A 24,418-nucleotide genomic window follows, 5' to 3' on the forward strand; every position below is an offset into this window, starting at 1 on the left:
CGGAAATTATATTATTTAAACGGCTTTGAAAGAATTTTATTATTCTTAGAAGGCTAAAGCCTGTCCGTTATCAATGTACATAACAAAAAAACGGGTTTTAGCCCGTTTCTTTATATTTATGATCTTAATTCTGCGTTGAATTCTTTCTGGAAAGATTTAATCAAAGAATCCATTACTTCGGAAATTTCTTTTTCCTCAAGAGTTTTTGCCTCATTTAATAACTCAAAACTCATCGCATAGGATTTCTTTCCTTCCGGAAGGTTTTTTCCTTCGTATACATCAAACAGATTGATGTTTTTAATGAAAGGAGATTTATTCTTTTTGGCTGTCTGATACAGCTCCTGATATGTTATATTCTTATCGATCAGCAATGCCAGATCTCTTCTGATTTTATTGAATTTAGGAATATCCCTGAATTTCAATTCATTCCCAGATCGTAATTGTTGGGCCAATTCAAGTTCAATTTCGGCATAGAAACAGTCCTGGTCAATATCGAAATCTTTCAATAATTCCGGAGCCACTTTTCCAATTCTTACCAATACTTTTCCATCAGCTTCATAAGCAATTGCATCCGAGAATCTGTTATCGGACAAAGCAACTTCTTTATAATCGATTGCCAATCTTTCCAGCAATACTTTCACATAAGCTTTCAGGTTGTAGAAATCCGTTGCTGATTTCGGCTGTAACCAGTTTTCAGCAACCTCTCTTCCTGAAACAAGAATAGCCAGCTGTTTTCTTTCCTCATATTGAGCTCTTTTGTGATAAATCTTTCCAAACTCAAAGAATTTAATATCCTGGTTCTTTCTGTTAATATTATAGATGGAATTTTGAAGAAGCCCTTCCAACAAGGATTTTCTCATGAAAGCCAAATCACCACTCAAAGGATTCAGAAGTTTCACAGCATCCGTTTCATCTTTTACAGAAGTAAGTGAGTTGTTCATTACTTCATTAAAACCTAAACTTTGTAAAGTTCTTGCCCAATTGTTTTCCAATTCATCCTGATCATTAGCGCTTAGCTTTACAGGTGTAAATGATATCTTTTGTGGAGCATCAATCTTATTATATCCGTAGATCCTTAAAATCTCTTCGATAACATCAATTTCCCTCGTCACATCAGCTCTGTAAGCCGGAACAGAAATTTCCAAACCATTTTGAATTTCGTTCAAAACTTTAATTTCAAGAGCTTTTAAAATCTCTTTTACTTTTTCTCTGTGAATTTTAGTTCCAAGAATCTGTTCTATTTTAGAGAACCTTATGATAACATAGCTGTCTTCAATTTTCTTTGGATATTCTTCCAGCAACTCTCCAACCAGTTTTCCTTCTGCAATTTCCTGGATCATTTTGATAGCGTGGGTAATAGCTGTTCTTGTAAGGTTAGGATCCACTCCTCTTTCAAACCTGAATGATGCATCCGTGTTCAATCCATGAAGTTTAGCTCCTTTTCTTACCGCTACCGGATTAAAATAAGCACTTTCCAAAAAGATTGTTTTTGTCTCATTAGAAACTCCGGAATTGGCACCACCAAAAACACCGGCAATACACATCGGTTTATCTTTTCCGTCTTTGATCATGACTTCAGAACCGTTTAAAGTTCTTTCCACACCATCCAAAGTCGTAAATTTTGTTCCTTTTTTTACGGTCCCTACTTTTACTTTTTTATCAGCAATTTTGTCTGCATCAAAAGCATGGAGCGGTTGTCCGAATCCGTGAAGAATATAATTGGTAATATCCACGATATTGTTGATCGGGCTTAAACCGATTGCTTTCAATCTGTTTTTCAACCATGCCGGAGATTCTGCTACTTTTACATCTTCAATAACAGCTCCTATATATCTAGGGCATAATTCAGCATCTTCTACTTCTAAAGTAAAGTTATGAGCACCTTCATTATTTAATGGTTCCGAAGCTACCTTTTCAAACTGGGCTTTTTGCTGATTGGTTGAAAGAAAAGCATAAAGATCCCTTGCTACACCGTAGTGCGACATAGCATCGGTCCTGTTAGGCGTTAAACCAATTTCAATTACCTCATCAGTTGCCAATTCAAAATAATCTGCAAAATTCTTTCCTACTTCATATTGTGCTTCGTCAAGAACCATGATTCCTCCATGATCCTCACTAAGGCCTAGCTCATCTTCTGCGCAGATCATTCCTTGTGAAACTTCACCTCTGATCTTTGCTTCTTTAATTTCAAAAAAGTTTCCGGTCTTATCGTAGATTTTTGTTCCCACCACTGCAACTGGAACAGTTTGTCCGGCCTCCACATTAGGAGCACCACAAACGATGTTAAGCACCTTTCCGTTTCCTACATCTACAGTTGTTTTCTTAAGTTTGTCAGCATTCGGATGTTTTTCGCAGGTTAAGACCTTACCTACTACAATTCCTTCCAGGCTTCCTTTTACACTTTCAAATTTATCTATACCTTCAACTTCAAGACCAATATCTGTAAGGAACTCACCGATTCTTTCAGTTTTCAATTCCGTTTTTATGTAATCTCTCAGCCAGTTATTTGATATTTTCATCTGCTTAAATCTATTTTTTATCGGTTAAATGCCAACCTTATAAGGTTTCATTCACTTTATTTTGAAAATTTTTACTTCGAATTTTGCGTTTACAAAGGTCGTGTTTTTTTAAGAAATAACGAAATTTTTAACTTCCCAACTGAACGCAAAAACAAAAAAAAAGAGGTCCTGAAAATTCAAAACCTCTGTTATTTAATTGAGCTTAATCTTATAGTCCGATTACCGGCATTGATAACATTAAGATATTTTCGTTTTCTTCAAGACCGTCAAGAGGTTCAATGATTCCCGGTCTGTTTGGCTGAGACATTTTCATTGTGATATCGTCAGAACCAAGAATAGTCAACATTTCTGTTAAAAACTTAGAGCTAAACCCGATGTTGATATCTTCTCCGTTATAATCACAAGGGATCTGCATATCTGCTTTGTTTGCATATTCCGTATCTTCTGCGTGAAGGTGAAGGATGTTGGCAGATAATTTAAATCTTACCTGATTGGTTGATTTATTAGACATGATCGATGCTCTTTTGATCGCACCTAATAGCAGGTTTCTGTTGATTGTTAATACATTCGGATTTTCTTTTGGAATAACCGCAGTATAGTTAGGATATTTTCCGTCAATCAGTCTACAGATCCAGATATGTTTACCAAAAGTAAATTTAGCCATGTTCTCATTGAAATCGATAGTAACGTCTTCGTTGGAACTTGCCAATATATTTTTGAAAATATTTAAAGGTTTTTTAGGCATGATGAACTCCATAGGTTCTACGTTCATCAGGTCCATTCTTTTGTAAACAACCAGTCTGTGAGAATCTGTAGAAACAAAATTCGTCTCATTTTCCCCGAACTGGAATAAAACTCCTGTCATTACCGGACGAAGAGAATCATTACTTGTTGCAAAAAGAGTATTGGTAAGTGCTTCAGATAAAATACCTGCGGACATAGTCACACTTTGTGAAGCATCAAATTCAGGAAGCTCCGGATAATCATCCGCATTATCCAATGCTACTGCGAAATTATCCTTTTCATCCAAAATTTCCAGCTGGCTACCCGTTCCCTCAGCATTATCCTTTACAGAAAATGTAAGCGGTTGTTCACCATATGTTTTGATAAAATCTTGAAAAATTTTAGCAGGAACAGCAAATTTACCCGAATCATCAGACTTTACTTCCAAAGAAGTTACAAGAGTTGTTTCGCCATCAGATGCTGTAATGGTAACCTGGGTTTCGTTTAATTCGAAAAGATAGTTTTCTAAGATCGGTCTCGATTGAGAGCTTGATATTACGCCACTTACAGTTTGCAAAGCCTTCTGCAATTCACCACTTGAAATAATAAATTTCATAGATTTAAAAATAAATTTTTACAAATATAATAAATAGAAAATAGATTAAAAAATATAATTCTGAGAGTTATTAACAACGAGTAAAAGATTTTTAAAACTACTTCCGGGATACTTTTTTAATGGATAAACCATCATTAAGGACTAAAGATAGGCATTTTCTTTGATCAATTAATTATATTTGTACATAATCTTTTTTATCATGCGTAAACCTCCTATTCATACAAGTTTCCGGAATGCTTTTCGAGGTCTTTTTTTAATGATAAAAACAGAAAGAAATTTTCAGATCGAGTGTATTGCTCTGCTGATCAACATTTTCCTTATTTTTTATTTACAGTTATCAAAATTCGATACTGCCCTCGTTCTCATCGTTTCTTTTGGGGTTTTAAGTACGGAAATTCTTAACACTGCCATTGAAAGGATCTGCGATATCATTCAGCCTGAATTTGACAAAAGAATAGGCTTTATTAAAGATATTTCAGCAGGTGCTGTAATTCTTATGGCTATTGTATCCTTAATTGTAGGGATATTGGTTTATCCGAAGTATCTATTCAGCTAGAGAAAGCCGAAATCGCGCTCTGCTTAGAATAATTACTGTTGCTTAGAATTATCTTGCGACATAAATAAAGCCCTTCCTTCCGGATTTAAAAATCGTTTCGATTCTTTTATAATCGTCCACTTCGTACGCATCAGCCAACAGAATTTCATCGTCTGTAATCTCAAAAAGCATCCCTTCTACCTGGTCTTCGACATGACCTGTAAACGTTAAAATAGGATGGTATTTCTGGTTACTTTTTCTCAGAACTTCCGGATCTGTAATCTCAAGCATTTTTAATGTATAACCTATGAGAACATCTTTATCACCTTTGAGCAGCCTTCCAAAGGTTTGGGTCTGTACCTGCTCTTTCTGTAAAGTTCCGTATGAAAATAAATAAGGCATTTATAAATATTTTTCAATGGTTGGAATTGCAATTTCGGCCATCAGTCCATAGCCTTTTTCATTAGGATGTACGCCGTCCTGGGAAAGAAGAACTTCTTTATCGTCTACCAATGCAGAATAAAAATCAATATAGGTTAAAGAATGCTTTTCTGTCATGCCTTTCAGAATACTATTGTAAGTAAGGACCTCATCATTGGTTCTCAGCTTTCCGGAAGCAACTTCAATTCCATCTACATCTTTAGAAAAAGGAAGAATGCTCACCAGATATATATCTGTAGTAAATTGTTTTGCAATTCTGATGGCCTCCTCAATATTAGCTGTAAAATCCTCAGGCGCTACCATTTTACTTCCGTTTTTAATAGCTAGGTCATTTGCCCCATAGGCAATAAAAACAACATTCCCATCTGCGGAATTCCTTGCAGCCAGCTCATGGGGTATCCTCTTTATCAGACCTTCCGTTGTTTCTCCTCCGATTCCTAAATTATAAACAATCAATTCATTGTGACCTTCATGGAATTTCTGTAATGCATATCTTTTTAAAATATCCACCCATCCACCAAATACTCCGTCATATTCACCATATGTAATACTGTCCCCAAAGAACAGCGCATAAATCATTCTTTTCATTTCTAAGTCTTATAATTTAATCACTAAGATTTTAAAGCGGTAAGAAGTTACCTGACCATAATCTTTATCCCCTTTAATGGATTGTTAATTTCAATCCAAAATTAGCTTAATATTTTGATGTGATTCAATAATTTCTACGAGAATATCAAATAAAGTTTGTCCCTTTTGTGCTATCAGCTCGTTCAGTTTTTCTCTGATCATTTCTATATTAAAAGGTTTTCCCTGCTTTATTTTTCTCTCATAAAACTCGCGGGTGGCCTCGAAACCCAAATCATGTCCGGATTTTCCAGATTTCTTCCAGATCAATTCAATTTCTTCATGCGGTTCAAAAACTCCAAATCCCCCATACAGGATATCATCAAAACCATCCAAAGTTCCGACTTTCCAGTCAGCATTTTTCATCAGTACTTCTGAAACTTCTTCATAGAAGCCCGCCAGATCAAAAAAATGACCGCCATTAATGACGATCATTTTTTTATTATTGTTATTTGAAGTACTCAACTCCATTTTTAAAGATATTGTGATAGTTCGCTGTTGGAATATTTTTCATGAGACCTTCAGCAAATCGTTCTGGGTGTCCCATTCTTCCATAGATCTTCCCACATGGGCTGGTAATTCCTTCGATTCCGAATAATGAGTTATTCGGGTTGAAAGGCATCCCGTGGGCAATGTTTCCATCAAGATCAATGTACTGGGTAGCAATCTGTCCGTTCTCATATAATTTCCTGATTTCATCTTCTGAAGCCATGAAACGTCCTTCACCGTGGGAAATCGGAATGGTGAAAGTCTGTCCTTTCATTCCTTTTAACCAAGGGCTTTCGTCATTTACTACCTGCACTGTTACCATCTGGGAGATGTGTCTTCTGATGGCGTTGTGAGCTAATGTTGGAGAATTCTCATCCAGATCTTTGATTCTTCCGTAAGGTAAAAGTCCCGATTTCACTAGCGCCTGGAATCCGTTGCAGATTCCGATGATCATTCCGTCTCTGTCTAATAATTCGTGAACTGCATTTTTCATTTTCTCGTTTTTCAGAACGTTTACAATGAATTTTGCAGAACCATCCGGCTCATCACCCGCAGAGAAACCTCCTGAGAATGCAAGGATCTGAGATGTTCTGATCTCTTCCACCCATGCATCAATGCTTTCATCGAGTAACTGGTGATTGATATTGATTAAAGGTAAGCTGCTTACTACAGCGCCTTCTTTCTGGAATGCATTCAGTGTGTCATATTCACAGTTGGTTCCCGGGAATACCGGAGCAAATACTTTCGGCTGTGCGATTCCGTGTTTTTTAATGATGATATTTCTTGGGTTGACCGAGTTATGTTTTGCATCAATTTCAACCGTGATCTTTTCTTTTTCTACAGTCGGGAAAAGATTTTCAAATGTATTAGTATTGGCCGCTACAAGATCTGTAATGTCTGATTCAATACCGTTAATTTTTAAGGTTCCTGAGTCTTTTACTTCTCCGATCAACTGAAGGGAAGCTGCGCTTAATTCTTCTTTCGCCTCGATAACTAAGCTTCCGATATTTTTTGCTAATAATACATTTTCATCAGCATTGATCTCTGCTCCTAATCTGTTTCCGAAACTCATTTTTGCCAAAGCTACGGCAAGACCACCTTCTTTTACTGTTTTTACAGAAACAATTTTCCCGGATTTGATATTTTCGAAAATGAATTCAAAAACTTCTTTTAAAGCATCATAGTTTGGAAGTCCGCTTTCCTGAGCAATGTGATTGAAGAAATACAATTTGTTTCCTGCTGTTTTCAATTCCGGAGAGATGATGTTTTCTTTATCTCCGTTGGCACATGCAAAAGAAATCAGGGTTGGTGGAACGTTAAGGTCCTGGTATGTTCCACTCATCGAATCTTTACCTCCGATTGCTGCCAGACCCAATTTGATCTGAGCATCATAAGCCCCTAAAAGAGAGGCTAGGGGCTTGCCCCATTTTTCAGGGTTTTGTCCCAATTTTTCGAAATATTCCTGGAAGCTCAGTCTGATATTTTTATAATCACCTCCCATGGCAATAATCTTTGCCACACTCTCCACGACAGCGTAAGATGCTCCTAACAGTGAGTTTTGTTTTGAGATCTCAGCATCGAATCCCCAGCTTGCGAGAGAAACGGTTTTGATATCTTTTGCTCCTAAAATAGGTAGTGTCTGCACACTTCCTTCCATCAGGGTTTGCTGGTATTTACCTCCCAAAGGCATAGCTACCGTAGTGGCTCCGATAGAAGAGTCGAACATTTCAAGTAGTCCTTTCTGGGAAGCTACGTTTTTATCTTTTAAGATGTTCAGGAAGTTTTCTGTTTTGAAAGCTTTTGTTTCTTGTTTTACTTCTTCCAGGTGAGTAATTTTCACTTCCTGAGATTTTGAACATCCGTTGGTATCTAAAAATGCTCTTGAAAGATCTACAATTTTGTCCCCTTTCCAGAACATCTGCATTCTTCCGGAATCTGTCACTTTTGCCACTTCTACAGCCACAATGTTTTCAGCTTCACAGAATTTAATGAATTTTTCTTTATCCTGAGGATCTACCACCACAGCCATTCTTTCCTGAGATTCAGAAATAGCCAGTTCGGTTCCGTTTAATCCTTCATATTTTAATGGTAATACATCAAGGTTTACTTCTAAAGAGTCTGCGATCTCACCGATTGCCACAGAAACACCTCCTGCTCCGAAGTCGTTTGATTTTTTGATCAGCTTCGTTACTTCAGGGTTTCTGAATAATCTCTGAATTTTACGTTCTTCTACGGCATTTCCTTTCTGAACCTCTGAACTCATGGTGTGAATAGAGGTTTCGTCCTGTTCTTTTGAACTTCCGCTTGCTCCTCCTACTCCGTCACGACCTGTTGCTCCTCCTAAGATAATGATTGAATCACCATTAGCAGGTTTCTCACGTCTTACCCAGTCTACAGGAACAGCTCCTGTAACGAAACCTACCTCCATTCTTTTGGCCTTATACCCTTCATCATAGATTTCAGAAACCATTGTCGTAGCAAGCCCGATCTGGTTACCATAAGATGAATATCCGTTGGCAGCCTGTTTCGTAATGGTTTTCTGAGGTAGTTTCCCCGGTAATGTTTTATCAACCGGTTCTAAAACATCGGCAGCACCTGTTAATCTCATGGCCTGAAATACGAAAGATCTTCCGGATAACGGGTCTCTGATCGCTCCTCCTAAACAAGTAGATGCTCCTCCGAAAGGTTCAATTTCCGTCGGGTGGTTATGCGTTTCATTTTTGAATAATAAATACCAAGGTTCTTTTTTACCATCATATTCTGCTTCGATCTGAATGGTACATGCATTAATCTCATCAGAAATAACAAGGTTATCAAGATTCCCTGTTTTATGGAAATACTTTCCGCATACCGTTGCCAGATCCATTAATGAAATCGGCTTCAGTTCACGCCCTAAGAATTTTCTTTTTTCAATATAATCATTGAAAATAGTTTCCAATGTATGTTTGAACTGACCTTCAAACTGAATGTCTGACAATTCTGTTTCAAAAGTTGTATGACGACAGTGGTCACTCCAATAGGTATCTAATACTTTTAATTCTGTTTCCGTAGGATTTCTTTGTTCAGTTTTGAAATATTCCTGAATGAATTTCAGGTCGTCCAATCCTAGTGCAAAACCATGATTATTATAAAAGTTTTCAAGTTCAGCATCATTGAAATTGATGAAGTTTTCGTGGATGATTACTTTTGATGGTGTTTCATCAGCAGGAATATCCAGAATAGATAAATCTTTTTCCTGAGATTCCACTTTATTGATTAGAAGATCTTTGATCTTAGCCAAATCAGCTTCAGAAACTCCTTCAAATTCAATCAGTTTTCCACTTCTTACTTTTGATTTTTCATTTTCTGTCAGTAAGGCGATACACTGCTGTGCAGAATCTGCTCTCTGATCATACTGTCCCGGTAAAAATTCCATTCCGAAATGAATAGCTTTTGCAGGGTTCTCTGTATGCAAAATATCAGTAACAGGGTCTACAAAAGTGTTATTGACCACTTTTTCAAATTCTCCGTCATTCAGGTTGAAAATATCATACACGTTGTATACTTTCACGCTTTGAACAGCCGGAACAACCGCTTTTACCTCATCAAAAATTTTTGGACTTTCAACATCAAAAATTCCTCTTTTTTCTACGAAAATTCTTTTGTTATTAGACATTAGATGTCAGATTTTATTTAATATTAGATTTATTTTTTTTTACTTTTCTGAGTTCAGAGCGTTAACACTAAATTGTTATCTTCTGTTCCATCAATATTGGACGCACTTTTGGGAGTTATTATCCACCAATTATTATTGAGTACAAATTTAAAGGAATATGTCTTATCTTTTTCAAATTTAGACACCGGAATTTCCAATTCATAATGATTATTTCCCTTTTTTGTCATTTGATAGTCCTTATTACTTGGATTCCAATCGTTGAATGAGCCAGCAACTGAAATGGTATTGATCAATCCAGAATCTGCTTTCTTTGGATGATCATAAGTAAAAACTACATTATTTCCCTTAATGGCATACCCGTAAATTTCTTTTTTATTTGCTGAGGGTGAAGTAAAATCCTCCATCATCTTTGAAACACAATCCCGAAGGATAAAACCTCCTCCGGGTACACTTACGTTTACAATCACACAGATTCCTATATTCAATTCAGGATATACAGTAAACCAAGTCTGCGTACCATAAGCTCCTCCGTGTTTAAATCCTACTTTTCCAAATTCACTCACATAGTAATCATCCCAAAGGTAGCCATGCCAGTTTTCTTTACTATCTTCGATATTCTTATGGGTTTCACGAACAACACTATCCGTTGAATACAATTCATCTTTCAGGAATTTCATCAAATCGCTAAGAGTTGATTTTGTTTTTGCTCCTGTAGAACCCCATAAATTAGATGCGAAATGCGGCATCAACAGATGGTTTTCTCCATATCCGTTAACTAAGGTTTCATTTTTATTCAAGGTGAACTTGGTATGCTTCATCCCTAATTTTGAAAAAATATTCTGATTGTAAAGGGCCTCTACATCTGTTCCATAAACATTTTCCAACATAATACCTGCTAATTCAAGACTCAGGTTGCTGTAGTTATATTTTATTCCGGGAATGGTATCTAATTTTACCTTTTCCAAATCTTTATAGAACTGATCTTTTGTATATCCAGCCTCACGTTCCTTCATTAGGAAAGGAGTTCTTTCGGTCATGTTAGCACGTAAATCATCTTCATTAGGCAACTCCCTTGGCAATGCTGTGGTATAGGAAAGAAGATTTTTCACCTTTATTGGAGTAGCATTATATTCCAGGTTGGGATAATCCTTCTTCAGATATTTCCGGATGTCATCATCAAGGTTTATTTTCCCTTCCAAGACCGCTTTTGCAAGCAATTGCCCCGTAAAAAGCTTTGTTATCGAAGCAATCTCAAAATACGTATTGTCATCCGCCTTATTTCCTTTTCCTTTGTCTATTTCTCCAAAATGGGTAGTGTATATTTTTCCATCCTTTACAATTCCAAGGGAAACAGAATAAGCTCCTGTTTTTTCCGCAATATTTTCAGCATTTGTATTCATTATTGAATAAATTGTCTTCTCGCTTTGTGCATAGTTTTTTACAAATCCAAAAGCCAATATCAATAGTATTATATGTTTTCTCATCTGCTGAGTAAAGTCTGTTATTTGTTTATGAATTTATTAGGATTATCAGGATGTTCTTCCTGATATTTCTGAGCTTTTCCGATTTCTCTCTTAAGCCACTTTTCAAAAGGAACTTTTTCATTATCATAGTCCAGTGCAAAAATTTCCTGGCCCTCTGCTGAGACTAAAAATTTGAAATCAAATGTTAATCCCACATCTATTTTCCTGTAATCATATGTATTTACCTGATAAAAAGGAAAGTTTTCTTTTGGTCTTTCAACGATTTCAAAAAAAAGTTTTTTTTCCTCTTTGGATAATTTATTATACCAGTTGACATAATAGATTTCCGAAAGTTTTGTATTTTGTTTTTCGAAAAATTGAAGAATACGTTTCTCCTTCTCATTATATTTGAATGGATTTGGATAAAATTTCCCATTAACTTCTACGGAATTCGTTTGTGCCGCAACAGGTTGGATCACTTCTCCTTTAAAATTCATCACTCCCCATGTTCCTCCTACCATTGCTTTGTGCTCATCATTGGTTTTTTCCCAATCACATCCATCACAATAGGCAGCATATCCGTAATTAAATGGTGAAACAAAATCGTGTTTGGCTTCAATTACCGTTGTACCGTTTCTGTCTACAAAACCTACCTTCCCATTTTTAACAAACCGTCTTACTCCTTCAGAAAAATAGTCAGCGCCATTATCGTACAGGAAAGGTCTGTAAAGGAAATTCCCTTTTTTATCATAGACATATCCCCAGGCGTTTTTTTCTTTTATCTCATCCTTTTTAGACCCGTCGAAATAAATGGTTTCTTCTTTTACAGGATCGCCGTCTTTTAGAAATGAAAAGACTTTGAACTGCGCAGGAACAATAATTTTCCCGGTATGATCTTTTACCCCTACCAAAGAATCTTTTGATTTAAAGTAGGTTAAAACATCTTTTCCCTGTGAAAAGGAAAGAGTGGGTATCAAAAGGAAAAATAGTATTCTGTTCATACCTGCAATGAAATAAAAAATGCAGCCGAAAAGACTGCATATGGTATTATACTTTAAGATCAGCCTCCAGTCCAATCATGTCTTTGTTTTGCTCCAGTATCGGCTGAACTTCATTTTTAATGAATTCCTCCGTTTGGATAGGTGCAAAGCCAATGAAATTTTTAGGATCCAGAACTTCTTTTAATTTTGATTTATCGAGCTTTAAAGAATCATCATTCAGAATTCTTTCAATCAGATCGTTTTCTTTTCCTTCTTCTTTCACTTTTTTAGAAGCTTCCATAGAGTGAACCCTGATGACCTCGTGGATTTCCTGACGGTCCCCTCCTGCTTTTACTTCTTCCATGATAATATATTCTGTTGCCATGAAAGGAAGTTCTTCCATTATGTGCTTATTGATTCTGTTCGGATAAACTACAATTCCGTTCATAATGTTATTCCAGATCAACAAGATTGCATCCACAGCTAAAAACGCCTGAGGAATTGTTAATCTCTTGTTGGCTGAGTCATCCAATGTTCTTTCAAACCATTGTGTAGAAGCTACCATGGCAGAACTTGTCGTCAGAGACATTACATATTTTGCCAATGCCCCGATTCTTTCGCTTCTCATCGGATTACGTTTGTAAGCCATAGCTGATGAACCGATCTGGTTTTTCTCGAATGGCTCTTCAATTTCCTTAAGGTTCTGAAGTAAACGTAAATCGTTTGTGAATTTATGTGCAGATTGTGCAATATTTCCTAATAAAGCCACCACTTTCGCATCAATTTTTCTATCGTAAGTCTGTCCGGAAACTCCGAAAACCTTATCGAAACCAAATCTTTTTGAAAGTTCTTTATCTAAATGTTTTACTTTAGAATAATCTCCGTTGAAAAGTTCAAGGAAACTTGCAGCAGTTCCTGTAGTTCCTTTTACTCCTCTAAAACGAAGTGTTTCAAGGAAGAAATCTAATTCTTCAATATCAAGAACCAAACTCTGCAACCAAAGAGTAGCTCTTTTTCCAACTGTTGTTAACTGAGCCGGCTGGAAGTGAGTGAACCCTAAAGTCGGAAGGTCTTTGTACTGAATTGCAAAATCTGCCAGGTTTTTCATTACGTTAACCAACTTTTTCTTTAAGATTAAAAGTCCGTCACGAATCTGAATTAAGTCTGTATTGTCTCCTACAAAAGCTGAAGTTGCTCCCAGGTGAATAATTCCTTTTGCTGAAGGTGCTACATCACCATATGCGTGAACGTGAGCCATTACATCATGACGGAATTTTTTTTCGTACTCTGCTGCTTTGTCATAATCGATGTTTTCAGCATTAGCTTTTAAGTCAGCGATCTGCTCGTCTGTAATTTCAAGTCCAAGGTCTTTTTCGATTTCAGCAAGAGCTATCCAAAGCTTTCTCCAATTCTGGAATTTGTTATTATGCGAGAAGTTAAATAACATTTCTTCACTGGAGTAGCGTTCTTCCAATGGATTTTTGTAGGAATTCATTCTTTCTTATTACTTTTAGATGCACAAAAATACGGATTTTCAGTGAGAGAGAAAAATTGTTACGGAGGTTTTAGATTTTGATTAAAAACTATGGGTAATTTTAAAGAACACTAATTATTTTTATTGATTATTTTCAAAAATAAATCAGAGTGATCATTGAAAATTTCAAGACAATGCTAGCCCCGATTGCAGAGGAAATCCTTTTTTGAAAAAAAAAGATTGAAACGAAAAGCGGGAAAAAGCTCCAAATAAAAACCAATACGTAACTTTTTTCCATAATGGTAAACATTTCTGGCATCAAAATAAAAGGCCACTCTTTCGAATGGCCTTCCTGATTTATTGGTAAATAACAACATCATCTTTCTTGATCTGATAACCTTTTTTCTTATAAGGAACCAGGACATAGCTTTCTTTTATATGTTTTCCACTTTTCCAGATGTTTCCTTTCCCTTCTCTCTCCAGAATAATACTTTTGGCATTCCCATCCGGAATAAAAATTTCCGCCTGTTTCATATTTTTGCTAAAAATAACGGCGGTCATTGTGGTATAGCTTTTATCCGAGCCGACTTCTTTTAATTTGATTTTTTGTTCGAAAACCCGTACACAATCATTTTTAATCTGTGAGTAAGTGTAACCCGCAGAGCCTTTACAGCCATGGACATCTCTATCCCCTCCTAAAACCGGAGCTTTTTGTTGTGCAAAAGTGAAAGAACCCAGGAACATCGCGCTAAGTAAAATTGTTTTTTTCATATTTAATTTTTTAATGTTTTCAGATTGGTAAAAAGTATGCCAAAAATAGGGTATTAGTTAATTTAATTCTAAGATACAAAAAAAGCCATTCAAAATGAATGGCTTAAAATTATTTGCTCCAATTAATTTTAGAGTGTTTTACATCCTCTGAATTGGTTCCGATCATAATATCAAATTCTCCCGGTTCCCAGTCAAATTTTAAATCCCCATTATAGAATTTTAAGCTTTCCGGTGTTATATCAAAAGTAATTTTTTTAGATTCTCCTTTTTTAAGGAAAACCTTCTGGAATCCTTTTAATTCTTTTACTGGTCTTGTAATGCTTCCTACCATATCGCGGATGTACAATTGTACGACTTCTGCTCCGTCATAATTCCCTGAGTTGGTTACCGTAACAGAGGCCTGAACCGTTTGGTTTCCTTTCGGATTAGGATCAGATACGGTAAGATCAGAGTAGTTGAATTGGGTATAGCTCAAACCAAAGCCGAACGGATAAAGAGGGGTATTACACTCATCCATATAATTGGAACGGAATCGCTGGTACTCACATTTATCAACAAGATCCTGACTTAACGGACGTCCTGTATTTTTAGCATTATAATAAATAGGCACCTGTCCGAGACTTCTTGGGAATGTCATAGGTAATTTACCGGAAGGATTCACTTTTCCAAATAATACATCAGAAATAGCATTTCCTGCTTCAGAACCAGAAAACCAGACGTTCAGAATGGCATCAGGAACATCTTTTACATTCGTAAGGGCTAATGGCCTACCCGTGAAAAGCACCATTGCAATAGGTTTTCCTGTTTTCTTCAGCTCGTTTAATAGATCAACCTGAGACTGTGGAATGGTGATTTCCGTTCTCGAAGAAGATTCGCCACTCATTTCTGCCGATTCCCCGATGGCTAAAACAATGACATCCGCTTTATTGGCAACATCCACAGCTTCTTTTAAAAGCACCTCTTTTGAACGGTTATCTCTATCTGTTTTCTTTCCATGAGCTGCATAGATCTCTTCTAATTTAGCGCTGTAATCAATGTTAGCTCCTTTTGCTGAAATAAATTTTACTTCTTTTCCAAAATTGTCCTGAAGACCTTTCATCAAAGCAACAGATTGATCATGCTTTGCTGCGACGCTCCAGGTTCCTGCCATATTCAAAGAATTGTTTACCAAAGGACCAATGACTGCTACGGTCCCCGTTTTTTTCAATGGAAGAACCTGATTGTCATTTTTCATTAAAACCATTGATTGAGCAGCGGCATTTCGGGCAATCGTGCGGTTTTCAAGGTTATAAACCTCTTTTGCTGCTAATTTTGCACTGCCGTAACGATAGGGATCATCAAACAATCCTAAATCATATTTGGCTTCAAGAATCCTTTTAGCGGCCATATCAATTTCAGCCTGTGTAACTTTTCCTTCTGATAAGGATTTTTTAAGGGTTGTCAAAAAACCTTCTCCTACCATGTCCATATCAACCCCGGCCTTTAAAGCTAAAGCCGAAACCTGCTGAAGGTCTCCCATTCCATGATCTACCATTTCATTAATTCCGGTATAATCCGTTACCACAAAGCCTTTGAAATTCCATTTATTTCTCAGAACCTCTGTTTGAAGCCATCTGTTTCCGGTTGCAGGAACTCCGTCCACTTCATTAAATGATGCCATTACTGATGCAACTCCGGCATCCACAGCAGCTTTGTAAGGAGGGAAATATTCATTGAACATTCTCACATGACTCATATCTACGGTATTATAATCTCTCCCTGATTCACCGGCTCCATATAATGCGAAATGTTTTACACACGCTAAAATGGTATTGCCCACAGAAAGGTCTTTCCCCTGATAGCCATATACCATATTTTTGGCTATTTCACTGCCTAAAAAAGGATCTTCTCCCGAACCTTCAGAGACTCTCCCCCACCTTGGTTCACGAGAAATATCCACCATTGGGGAAAATGTCCAGTTAATTCCATCAGAAGATGCTTCTCTTGCGGCAACTCTCGCAGATTGCTGAATAAGGTTCATATCCCATGAAGCTGCCAAGCCCAAAGGAATAGGAAAAGTTGTTTCATAACCATGAATAACATCCATTCCAAAGATCAACGGAATCTTTAATCGACTCTTTTCTACCGCAACTTTCTGAACTGCTTTTATTTTGTCCGCTCCTTTTATATTGAATAGTCCACCGACCAAACCTTGTTCTACTTTTTTACCTATGTCGGAACTTTGAGCCAATCCTGTGGTAAAATCTCCCGAACTTGGTAAATTCAACTGTCCTATTTTTTCATCTAAGGTCATTTTTGACAAAAGCTGATCTACAAAGGCTTTTTTCTTTGCCTGATATTGGGCCGTCTGGTAGGACTGAACAGGTCTTGTAACCATTTCCTGAGCCGAAAACAATGGCGAAAGTGCTAACGCAGCTATTAAAACTAACTTTTTACTCATTTTATCTTCATTTTTTAATAGTAATTGTGAACATCAGATTCTTAATCCGGATTCTTACTTTTCGTTATTATTTATCTTACTTCTTCTTGGACAACATCCATTCGTATAATCCGGGGTCTGAATAAGCTGAGTCCCAGGAGTTATGATTATCATTCGGGAATATGATTAATTCCGCACCAGGGTTTACCGGATGTAACTTCTGGTATAATCTGAACGCATTTTCAGGCAAAACAATGTCATCCATTCCACCGTGAAAAATTTTCATATTCAGATCTTTATATCGATTGACATTTGCTGTCATAATCTGATCTGTAGGAGCACATACCGGGACTACAGCAGCAAACATTTCAGGATGCTCCATTGCCAGTTTTAAGGTTCCCCAACCTCCCAGTGAAAGCCCCGTAAGGTAAATCCTGGAAGCATCGATTTTATATTTTTTCTGGATTTCTTTAATCAGGTTATAAACGGTAATGGTATCCCACCAGCTATCTGCAGGACACTGAGGAGCTAAAATAGCGACAGGTTCCTTGATCAGATTTTTATAGGTAAAGGGACTATGGGCTTTTACCATTTCAAGGTCAGTTCCCCTTTCTCCCGATCCATGGAGAAAAACAATTAACGGAAGATTTCCTTTTACTTTTTGGGGATAGTCCAAAATATAAGCTATCTTTTCTGTTCTTTTGATTTCCTTGTTGAGTTCTGCCTTGATCTCCTGACCATTGATCTGTAAAGAAAAAAGCGGAAGCAGAAACAAAGCATGTCTAAGTTTTAATTTCATATTGTTAGTGAGATTTTGACTTATTATAAATGGGAACAAAGTCCATTTTTTATCTTTTATTTGATTCCATATTTTTCAGATTTGAAACTTAATTTTTTCAAACCCTGTTGAATTTCAGGAGCATTCATAAACAGCTTCCATAAAAATCCTGTCCTGTAGTTTTCAATCATCGGGGCAATTGTTCCCTGGTCAATGGCAAGATATCTTGGGGTAAACCAATTGTTATAATGGATAGATGTCGCGTCATAAGGTCCTGCTGAACCCACGAATTCAGGTTTTTTAATATAAATAAATTTTAAAAAGTCCATTGATTCTTTCGGTGAATAGGGAAAACTGCTTAAAGCTGCAGTTGGAGAAATAACCCCATGGTCATTCTGAGGAAAATGAGCGTTGTATCCGGTAGTTCCATCGTCATTTCTGGAATAGCTTGCCGTAAGCCCCCAATAATCCGGACCATATCCTTTCCATTGTTTTGGGTTTTCCAGACAATATTTATAATCAATAAGGACCTGGTTTTTATTTAAATCAAAATAATTTTTAATCAGTTTATCTGAAAGGCCGGTGGGATCTAACCCGATATATGAATAATGTGCCCAGAATAAAGGTCCGCCATACTCCTCAGCAGAGTTATGCTTCACATACATCGGAAGACCGTATTTCGTTTTATCTGAAAGAAAAGTTCCGTTTCTGGTCCATCCTTTATAATAAGTTTCTGCATCAATTGAATAGGTTGGAGAAGATGCCGCCAGAATATAAGTAATCATACATTCATTATATCCTTCTAATGGAAAATTCATTTCCCACTGATATTCCGGAGACCAATGCCAATACAAAACCTTCTCTCCGCCTTTGGTATACCAGTTCCATTGAATTCCTTTCCATAGTTCGTCACATTTCTTTGCCAGAGCTTTTTCTTCATCATTCCCATTTTTAAAATATTCACGGACCATTAAAATTCCTGAAGTTAAAAATGCGGTTTCCACCAAATCTCCTCCATTATCTTTTTTTCCAAAAGGAACTGTTTTGCCCGTTTCTCCATTGATCCAGTGAGACCATGCTCCTTTATGGCGATCTGCTTTAGCAAGAAAATCCATCATATGCGTCAATCTTTTCACCGCTTCTTTCCTGGGAACAAAACCTCTTTCCACTCCGACCAATATTGTAGCTAAGCCAAATCCTGATCCACCTGTAGTTATTACATGTTTATCATGATCCGGATAGATATCATCTTCATGATAACGTTCTCTTCCCAACATAGAATTCGGTTCTGCATAATCCCAGAAATATTTTAAAGCATCCCGTTGAACCTTGTCCATCAGCTGTTCATCACTCATAGTACTTTTTACAGCTTCTTTTTTTACTATTTCCTGTTTTCCCATCTGGGCATTTTTACAGGAAAATAATGACGCCACTGCCAGAATAGAAATGATTCCTAACTTCATAAAATATACGTTTACATAGAGTTAATTAAAAAAATAACCAAAGCTAAACTTTGGCTATTTGTATTATAATGAATTAATAACCTGGGTTTTGAGCTGATAAGCCACCTGCCTCAGTAATAAAGTCCTGAGGAAGAGGAAACAATTCATGCTTCCCGACAATGAAGTTTTTTCCCCCATCAGCTGCCATTGCTGTTTTTGCTTGCCCTGTTCGAACCAGATCAAACCATCTGTCGTGTTCAAAAGCCAGTTCCAATCTCCTTTCTTTCCAGATTGCAGTTCTTACATCGGCTTGAGAAGTTGCTGTTGTATTCGCAATATTAGCTCTTTGTCTCACCTGGTTCAACAATGGAATGGCAGAACTGGTCTGTCCTAATTCATTCAATGCTTCTGCCTTAATTAATAATACTTCAGCATATCTTAGATAACGAATATTAACATCTGTCGAGGCCTGACTCGTATAATCAGAAGAGTAAGCTTTGTAATTATAGAATTTATTTTCTACAGTAGCAGGGACAAACCGTCCATCATACAAAGTCATTTCTCTATGAATAATTGTTGCATCCCTTCTCTCTGTGTCTCCTTCAGCAGTGTAGGCGTCATACAATCCCTGAGTTGGAGTTGCAAAACCCCAACCCCAGCCTCCTGCACCACGGGCACCCTGAACTTGGGAATATTGCTGAATAGCTCTGCCGTTATCACTCCCGGAACCATTAATTTCAAAAATGGACTCTGCATTATTTTCTCCGGAAACTTTATAAATATCAATAAAATTAGGTGTAAGTGAATAACCAGTAACTAAATTTGTTTGGTCGACTGCTAACTGCCATTTCTTCTGATAAAGATACACTTTTGCCAATAGAGCGTGCGCAGCTCCCACAGAAGCTCTTCCTACATTTGTCCCTGTATATGTTGTGCGGTCAGGAAGTGCTTCGATAGCATCTTTTAGATCTTTTTCTATAAAGGCATAGATTTCTTCTTTACTTACTCTTGTAAGCTGCATCTTTTTATCGTTTTCATTCCCTTGGACAGGTACATGATCTACTAAAGGAACCCCACCAAAGGATCTTACCAAAGTAAAATACATAAATGCTCTTAAGAATTTAGCTTCTCCGATTAGCCTTTTCCTTAATGCGGGATCAGCTTTATCTAGTTGAGGAATATACTGTAAAGCCTGATTAGATCTATTGATCCCTTGATAATTTGAAGCAAATAATTCTTTAAAAGAAGGCGTAGTGGCTGTGATGTTTAAAGCATCCAGAATATCTTTATCTGATCCTGCATCTCCGGGGCTGGACCCTTTATCCGCATCATCGGAGATAATAGATGTGACACCAATCCAGGCAAATGTACTCATATTCCAATCTAAAAATTTAGCATAAATTGAATTTACGAAGTAAGTTGCTCCATTATCATTGTTGAATTTGTCCAGATCACCAATCGTCATTGATTCAGAAGGGGCAACGTCGATAAAATCGTCGCTACAATTTTGTGTAACCGTCCCTAATCCTAATAACATTAAAGAGACGAGTAATATTTTATTTCTTTTCATTTTTTTAGAAGTTTACGTTAAGACCAAATACAAAAGACCTCAATGTAGGGTAAGAATTTAATTCAACCCCAGCTAGTTTATAAGGATTCCCCTCAGCCTGTGCATCTGAAGCACTATACCCTGACAATTCAGAAGAGTATCCTGAATATTTTTGCCATACTACAGGATTTATAGCACTTACATAAAGCTTAATGGATTTCACATATTTAGCAATATCCTTAATTGTGTACCCTATGGTGATGTTATTAATTCTGAAATAATCTCCATCTTCTAAGAAATAGGTGGAGGCAATAGGAATACCTGTTGCAGGTCTTGGATTAGAAGCATTTGGATTAGAAGCAGACCAATAATCGTTGGCAACTGATGATTCAATGTTTTCGCCGTTAATCCTTTGAGCTTTTTTACCGTTATAAACTTTAAATCCAAAAGCTCCATAACCGTTAGCAGCAAAATCCCAATTTTTATATGTTAAGGAAACATTGATACCCAAAGTTGATTTTGGAATGTATGAATCAAAATATTTCCTATCACCAGCATCTGCTGACCCCGTAATCCCATTTCCATTAAGATCTTTATACTTCATATTGCCATTGGCGTCAACTCCATCATATTCCCATAAATAAAAGCTTCCCAATGCATGTCCAACCGTAGTTCCATTAAATAATTTTGTCCACTGTCCGTTACCAAGGTCTCCACCACTAAGCTGAGCAATATTTTTCTGAGTATCTACTCTGGTCAGCCTGTTTTGGTTTAATGAATAATTTCCACCAATTGAATAAGACCAATCTTGCCCTATTTTATCAGCCCAATTTAATGAAAATTCAAGACCTCTGTTTCTTACAGCGCCTACATGCGAATAATATGTTTCAGATTGCCCAGAGGTTATATAATTTGTGATTCCCAGAATAAGATTTGTGGTTTCTCTATTGTAGGCATCGATTGTTCCTGTCAATCTGTTATTCAATACACCAAAATCAATTCCTGCAGAGGTTTCCTCAGTTACCTCCCAACCAAGAACAGGGTCATAGCCTTTGTTCACAGTAATTCCATTACTTACATTGTTTGCATTTCCAAACCCGTAGTTATACGCAGTGCCGGAATTTAGCGGAAGATAGTTTAATGGAACATTCTGGTTTCCAAGTTTACCCCAGCCTCCTCTAAGTTTCAACAAATTGAAAAATCCATCTTTCATGAAGTCTTCTTCGGATACTACCCATCCTGCTCCAAACGAAGGGAATGTACCCCACTTTTGCCCATCTGCAAACTGAGATGATCCATCTCTTCTTATTGTTGCACTTAATAAATAACGATTCATTAATTTATATTGAGCTCTGGCAAAATAAGACGTCGTTGTATTTCTGTCAAATTTGATGGACGTTAAACTCTGTACATTATTTACATAATCAGTTCCATTTAAATTCCAATAATTCTGATCATTTAAAAGCAAGTTCTTTCTTTTTACAATAAGTTGATCAATACCATTTCTCACAGTTGTTTCTGTACCAATTGTTGCTTCAATATCATGAACTCCAAACTTCTTATTATAGGTCAAATAATTTGTTAGAGCCCAATTGTAATAATCTTCTCTTGTATTTGAAAGTGTATTTACCGGATCCGAGGCATTATACCCACTTGCAACCCTCGTAGGGTCGGCTGCCAGCCAAACTCCTAAAGCATCAGTAAAGTTGTATGCCTTATAGTTAGAATATTCACCATTAAACTGGGAAGTAAATTTCAATCCTTTTAGGATATCAACATCTAATTTTAAACCTCCTTGTAATAGTGTGTTTTTATTTTTTTCATTGTTAAAAAATAGCTGACTTACAGGATTACCAACATCATTAAATTTTGATCCGGAGTAATCCACAACTCCATTTGCATTTACAAATGGAACTCCAAACTGACCTGACGGAAAGCGAACAGGAACTATTGGAGATTGTTTATAAGCGGTGGTAAAAGCATCCAGAGGTTTAGGTGTAGTTTTTGTAAAGGCTACACTGAAGTTTTGAGATAATGTAATACCCTTGGCAATTTTAAACTCATTATTTGACCGGATGGTAGCACGGTTAAAGTCTGTCCCTCTGAGAATTGACTGTTCATCATAGTTACTTAAACTAAAGAAATATTTAACCGATTCAGAAGCTCCTGAAATTGATAAATTATGCTGGTTATACATTCCAGTTCTTGTAATCTCTTTAAACCAGTCTGTATCTACCGGTTGATTAGAAGAAAATTTATTGGTACCTAATGCAATATTATTATAATTGGCAAACTCAGAGGCATTCGCCATACTAACAGTTTTTAAAGGTGTTCTTACCCCCACTAAACCATCGTAAGTAACATTGAGTTTACCCTTACCTGATTTTGTTGTAATAATAATAACCCCATTGGCTGCTCTATTACCATAAATAGCCAATGCTGCAGCATCTTTTAATATATCATAGGTAAGAATATCATTAGAGTTGATATTATTAATATTGGACAAAAACATTCCATCCACTACATAAAGAGGAGTTCTTCCTCCGGTTACGGTACCAAGCCCTCTAATCATCACTGTAGGTGTGGATCCTGGTAAATCAGAGGCAATAACCTGTACACCCGCAGCTTTTCCCTGAATGGCTTGCGAAGCATTTAAAACTTTTGTTTTGGTTACCTCTTCAGCACTAATGGAACTGATAGATGTGGTATTATCCACTTTCTTACGGCTACCATAACCGATCATTACTACCTCCTCGATCTTCTGTTCTTTAGGAACAGTATCTTTAGGAGTTACCTGCGCATTCACGTTCATACCAAAATACAATACGGCAATGAGTGATGAATACTTTAAATCACTTTGTTTCATATAGTCAATTTTATTTCGTACAATCAAATTTCTTAGCAGATTTTTAAACTGCAAAGCTGTCTTTAATTAAATTAATATTGTATTTCTCAAAAAAAGACATTAATCCAAAATTATAAAAATATATGAAACATTGTTAATATATGGTAATAATTCTAAAATTAACCGGATACATCACACATCATATGTGAAAAGTCAATTTTTTAACGCATTATCATTAAAAATAAATTTAATTTAACATTTAATTTACAATGAATATTAAAGGGGTTTTACAGAATAACTCCCCAAATCGCTAACATTAAATTAATATTTTGTTAAACAGATTTTCCTGTTTACCTTTGGCCCGGTATTTGAAAAATTCAACCATTAATAAAAATCAATGAAAAAATATATTCTGGCAATAGCATTAGTTGCAGGAACTGCTACTGTAATCACAACTTCTATGCAATCCTGCACAAGTCTTGCGACGACTGATCTGGGATTATCCATCATTAAAAAGTTTTTATTGAACGGAATCGATAAAGGAATGAATATTTATGGCAATAAAGATGCATTTCTACAAAATAATCTGGTGGATAAAGCGTTACCAAAAGAATTAAGAGATATCAATTCGATGCTGGAGAAAATTTCCCCTTCACTGGTTGCTAAGGAAAGGGAATATGTTGCAGAAGCAGCTTCGTACACTGTAAATATTTCGAAACCAATTCTTCAGAATGCAGTTAACAGTTTGAATGCGCAGGATGTAACGAGGATTATTCAGGGAGAAAAAGGTACAGCTACTTTAATTCTGAAGGAAAAAACTTCGGATCAGCTTGTGGCTGCTATTACTCCAAAGGTTGATGAACAGCTTAACCGGTATGGTATTGTAAAAACGATTAATACAGCCTTGGCAGGAAGTAACTTCCTGGGTAACCTACTGGGTGGAAACAGCAATACTGTAAATTCGGGAGGATTAAGTAAGCTGGCCTCTGAACAATTGGTTAACGGACTGTTTAATATCATTGAAGATTACGAAATAAAGAACTCCAAAGCCCTGTTAGGTCCACTTGGAAAATAGAAAAAATTTCGTTAAATTTA

General features: G+C 36.6%; 17 protein-coding genes. 2 read left to right on the top strand and 15 right to left on the bottom strand.

Annotation, left to right across the window (positions count from 1 at the left end; all coding sequences use genetic code 11):
- Positions 1-116: 116 nt before the first annotated feature.
- Together pheT and dnaN are read right to left on the bottom strand one after the other, a co-directional pair.
- Positions 117-2,519, bottom strand: coding sequence for a phenylalanine--tRNA ligase subunit beta (gene pheT / locus PFY10_05875; GenBank protein WBV57968.1), 2,403 nt, complete (start codon positions 2,517-2,519; stop codon positions 117-119).
- 208 nt (positions 2,520-2,727) lie between these two features.
- Positions 2,728-3,858 (bottom strand): DNA polymerase III subunit beta, encoded by a 1,131-nt coding sequence (dnaN, locus tag PFY10_05880; protein ID WBV57969.1) that lies wholly within the window; start codon positions 3,856-3,858, stop codon positions 2,728-2,730.
- Between the two features lie 199 nt (positions 3,859-4,057).
- Here dnaN and PFY10_05885 point away from each other — a divergent pair, with 199 nt between their 5' ends.
- Complete coding sequence (locus tag PFY10_05885; GenBank protein WBV57970.1) at positions 4,058-4,414, top strand: diacylglycerol kinase family protein; 357 nt, start codon at positions 4,058-4,060, stop codon at positions 4,412-4,414.
- Between the two features lie 48 nt (positions 4,415-4,462).
- Here the strand turns inward: PFY10_05885 and PFY10_05890 are convergent, their stop codons facing one another.
- From PFY10_05890 to PFY10_05950, 13 genes are all read right to left on the bottom strand, one after another.
- The gene (locus PFY10_05890; GenBank protein ID WBV57971.1) at positions 4,463-4,795 is read right to left on the bottom strand and encodes a gamma-glutamylcyclotransferase; all 333 of its coding nucleotides are present in this window, start codon (positions 4,793-4,795) and stop codon (positions 4,463-4,465) included.
- Positions 4,796-5,422 carry a GDSL-type esterase/lipase family protein gene (locus PFY10_05895; protein ID WBV57972.1) on the bottom strand — a complete coding sequence of 209 codons (627 nt, stop codon included), beginning with the start codon at positions 5,420-5,422 and terminating at the stop codon, positions 4,796-4,798.
- Positions 5,423-5,512: 90 nt separating this feature from the next.
- Positions 5,513-5,929 (bottom strand): ribonuclease inhibitor, encoded by a 417-nt coding sequence (locus PFY10_05900; GenBank protein WBV57973.1) that lies wholly within the window; start codon positions 5,927-5,929, stop codon positions 5,513-5,515.
- A complete protein-coding gene (locus PFY10_05905; protein WBV57974.1) occupies positions 5,907-9,602 on the bottom strand; it encodes a phosphoribosylformylglycinamidine synthase in 3,696 nt (1,231 codons plus the stop codon). The genes PFY10_05900 and PFY10_05905 overlap by 23 nt, the downstream gene beginning before the upstream one ends.
- 53 nt (positions 9,603-9,655) lie before the next feature.
- Positions 9,656-11,086, bottom strand: coding sequence for a serine hydrolase (locus PFY10_05910; GenBank protein WBV57975.1), 1,431 nt, complete (start codon positions 11,084-11,086; stop codon positions 9,656-9,658).
- A 17-nt stretch (positions 11,087-11,103) separates the two neighbouring features.
- On the bottom strand, positions 11,104-12,066 hold the full coding sequence (locus PFY10_05915; GenBank protein ID WBV57976.1) for a WG repeat-containing protein: 963 nt from the start codon (positions 12,064-12,066) through the stop codon (positions 11,104-11,106).
- A gap of 46 nt (positions 12,067-12,112) precedes the next feature.
- Entirely contained in the window at positions 12,113-13,540 is a 1,428-nt protein-coding gene (gene purB / locus PFY10_05920) for an adenylosuccinate lyase (protein ID WBV57977.1), read from the bottom strand.
- A gap of 336 nt (positions 13,541-13,876) precedes the next feature.
- Complete coding sequence (locus PFY10_05925; protein ID WBV57978.1) at positions 13,877-14,290, bottom strand: hypothetical protein; 414 nt, start codon at positions 14,288-14,290, stop codon at positions 13,877-13,879.
- Positions 14,291-14,399: 109 nt separating this feature from the next.
- Positions 14,400-16,730, bottom strand: a complete 2,331-nt coding sequence (gene bglX, locus PFY10_05930; GenBank protein WBV57979.1) for a beta-glucosidase BglX — start codon at positions 16,728-16,730, stop codon at positions 14,400-14,402.
- 76 nt (positions 16,731-16,806) lie between these two features.
- Positions 16,807-17,508: a prolyl oligopeptidase family serine peptidase gene (locus PFY10_05935; protein WBV57980.1), complete on the bottom strand. Its 702-nt coding sequence runs from the start codon at positions 17,506-17,508 to the stop codon at positions 16,807-16,809.
- Positions 17,509-17,564: 56 nt separating this feature from the next.
- Positions 17,565-18,950, bottom strand: a complete 1,386-nt coding sequence (locus PFY10_05940) for a beta-glucosidase (GenBank protein WBV57981.1) — start codon at positions 18,948-18,950, stop codon at positions 17,565-17,567.
- A gap of 73 nt (positions 18,951-19,023) precedes the next feature.
- A complete protein-coding gene (locus PFY10_05945; protein ID WBV57982.1) occupies positions 19,024-20,499 on the bottom strand; it encodes a RagB/SusD family nutrient uptake outer membrane protein in 1,476 nt (491 codons plus the stop codon).
- 4 nt (positions 20,500-20,503) lie between these two features.
- The gene (locus tag PFY10_05950) at positions 20,504-23,344 is read right to left on the bottom strand and encodes a SusC/RagA family TonB-linked outer membrane protein (protein ID WBV57983.1); all 2,841 of its coding nucleotides are present in this window, start codon (positions 23,342-23,344) and stop codon (positions 20,504-20,506) included.
- Positions 23,345-23,720: 376 nt separating this feature from the next.
- Between PFY10_05950 and PFY10_05955 the strand changes: the two genes are divergently transcribed.
- Positions 23,721-24,398: a DUF4197 family protein gene (locus tag PFY10_05955; GenBank protein WBV57984.1), complete on the top strand. Its 678-nt coding sequence runs from the start codon at positions 23,721-23,723 to the stop codon at positions 24,396-24,398.
- Positions 24,399-24,418 lie beyond the last annotated feature (20 nt).

Source organism: Chryseobacterium daecheongense (assembly GCA_027920525.1).
GTDB classification, from domain to species: Bacteria; Bacteroidota; Bacteroidia; order Flavobacteriales; family Weeksellaceae; genus Chryseobacterium; species Chryseobacterium proteolyticum.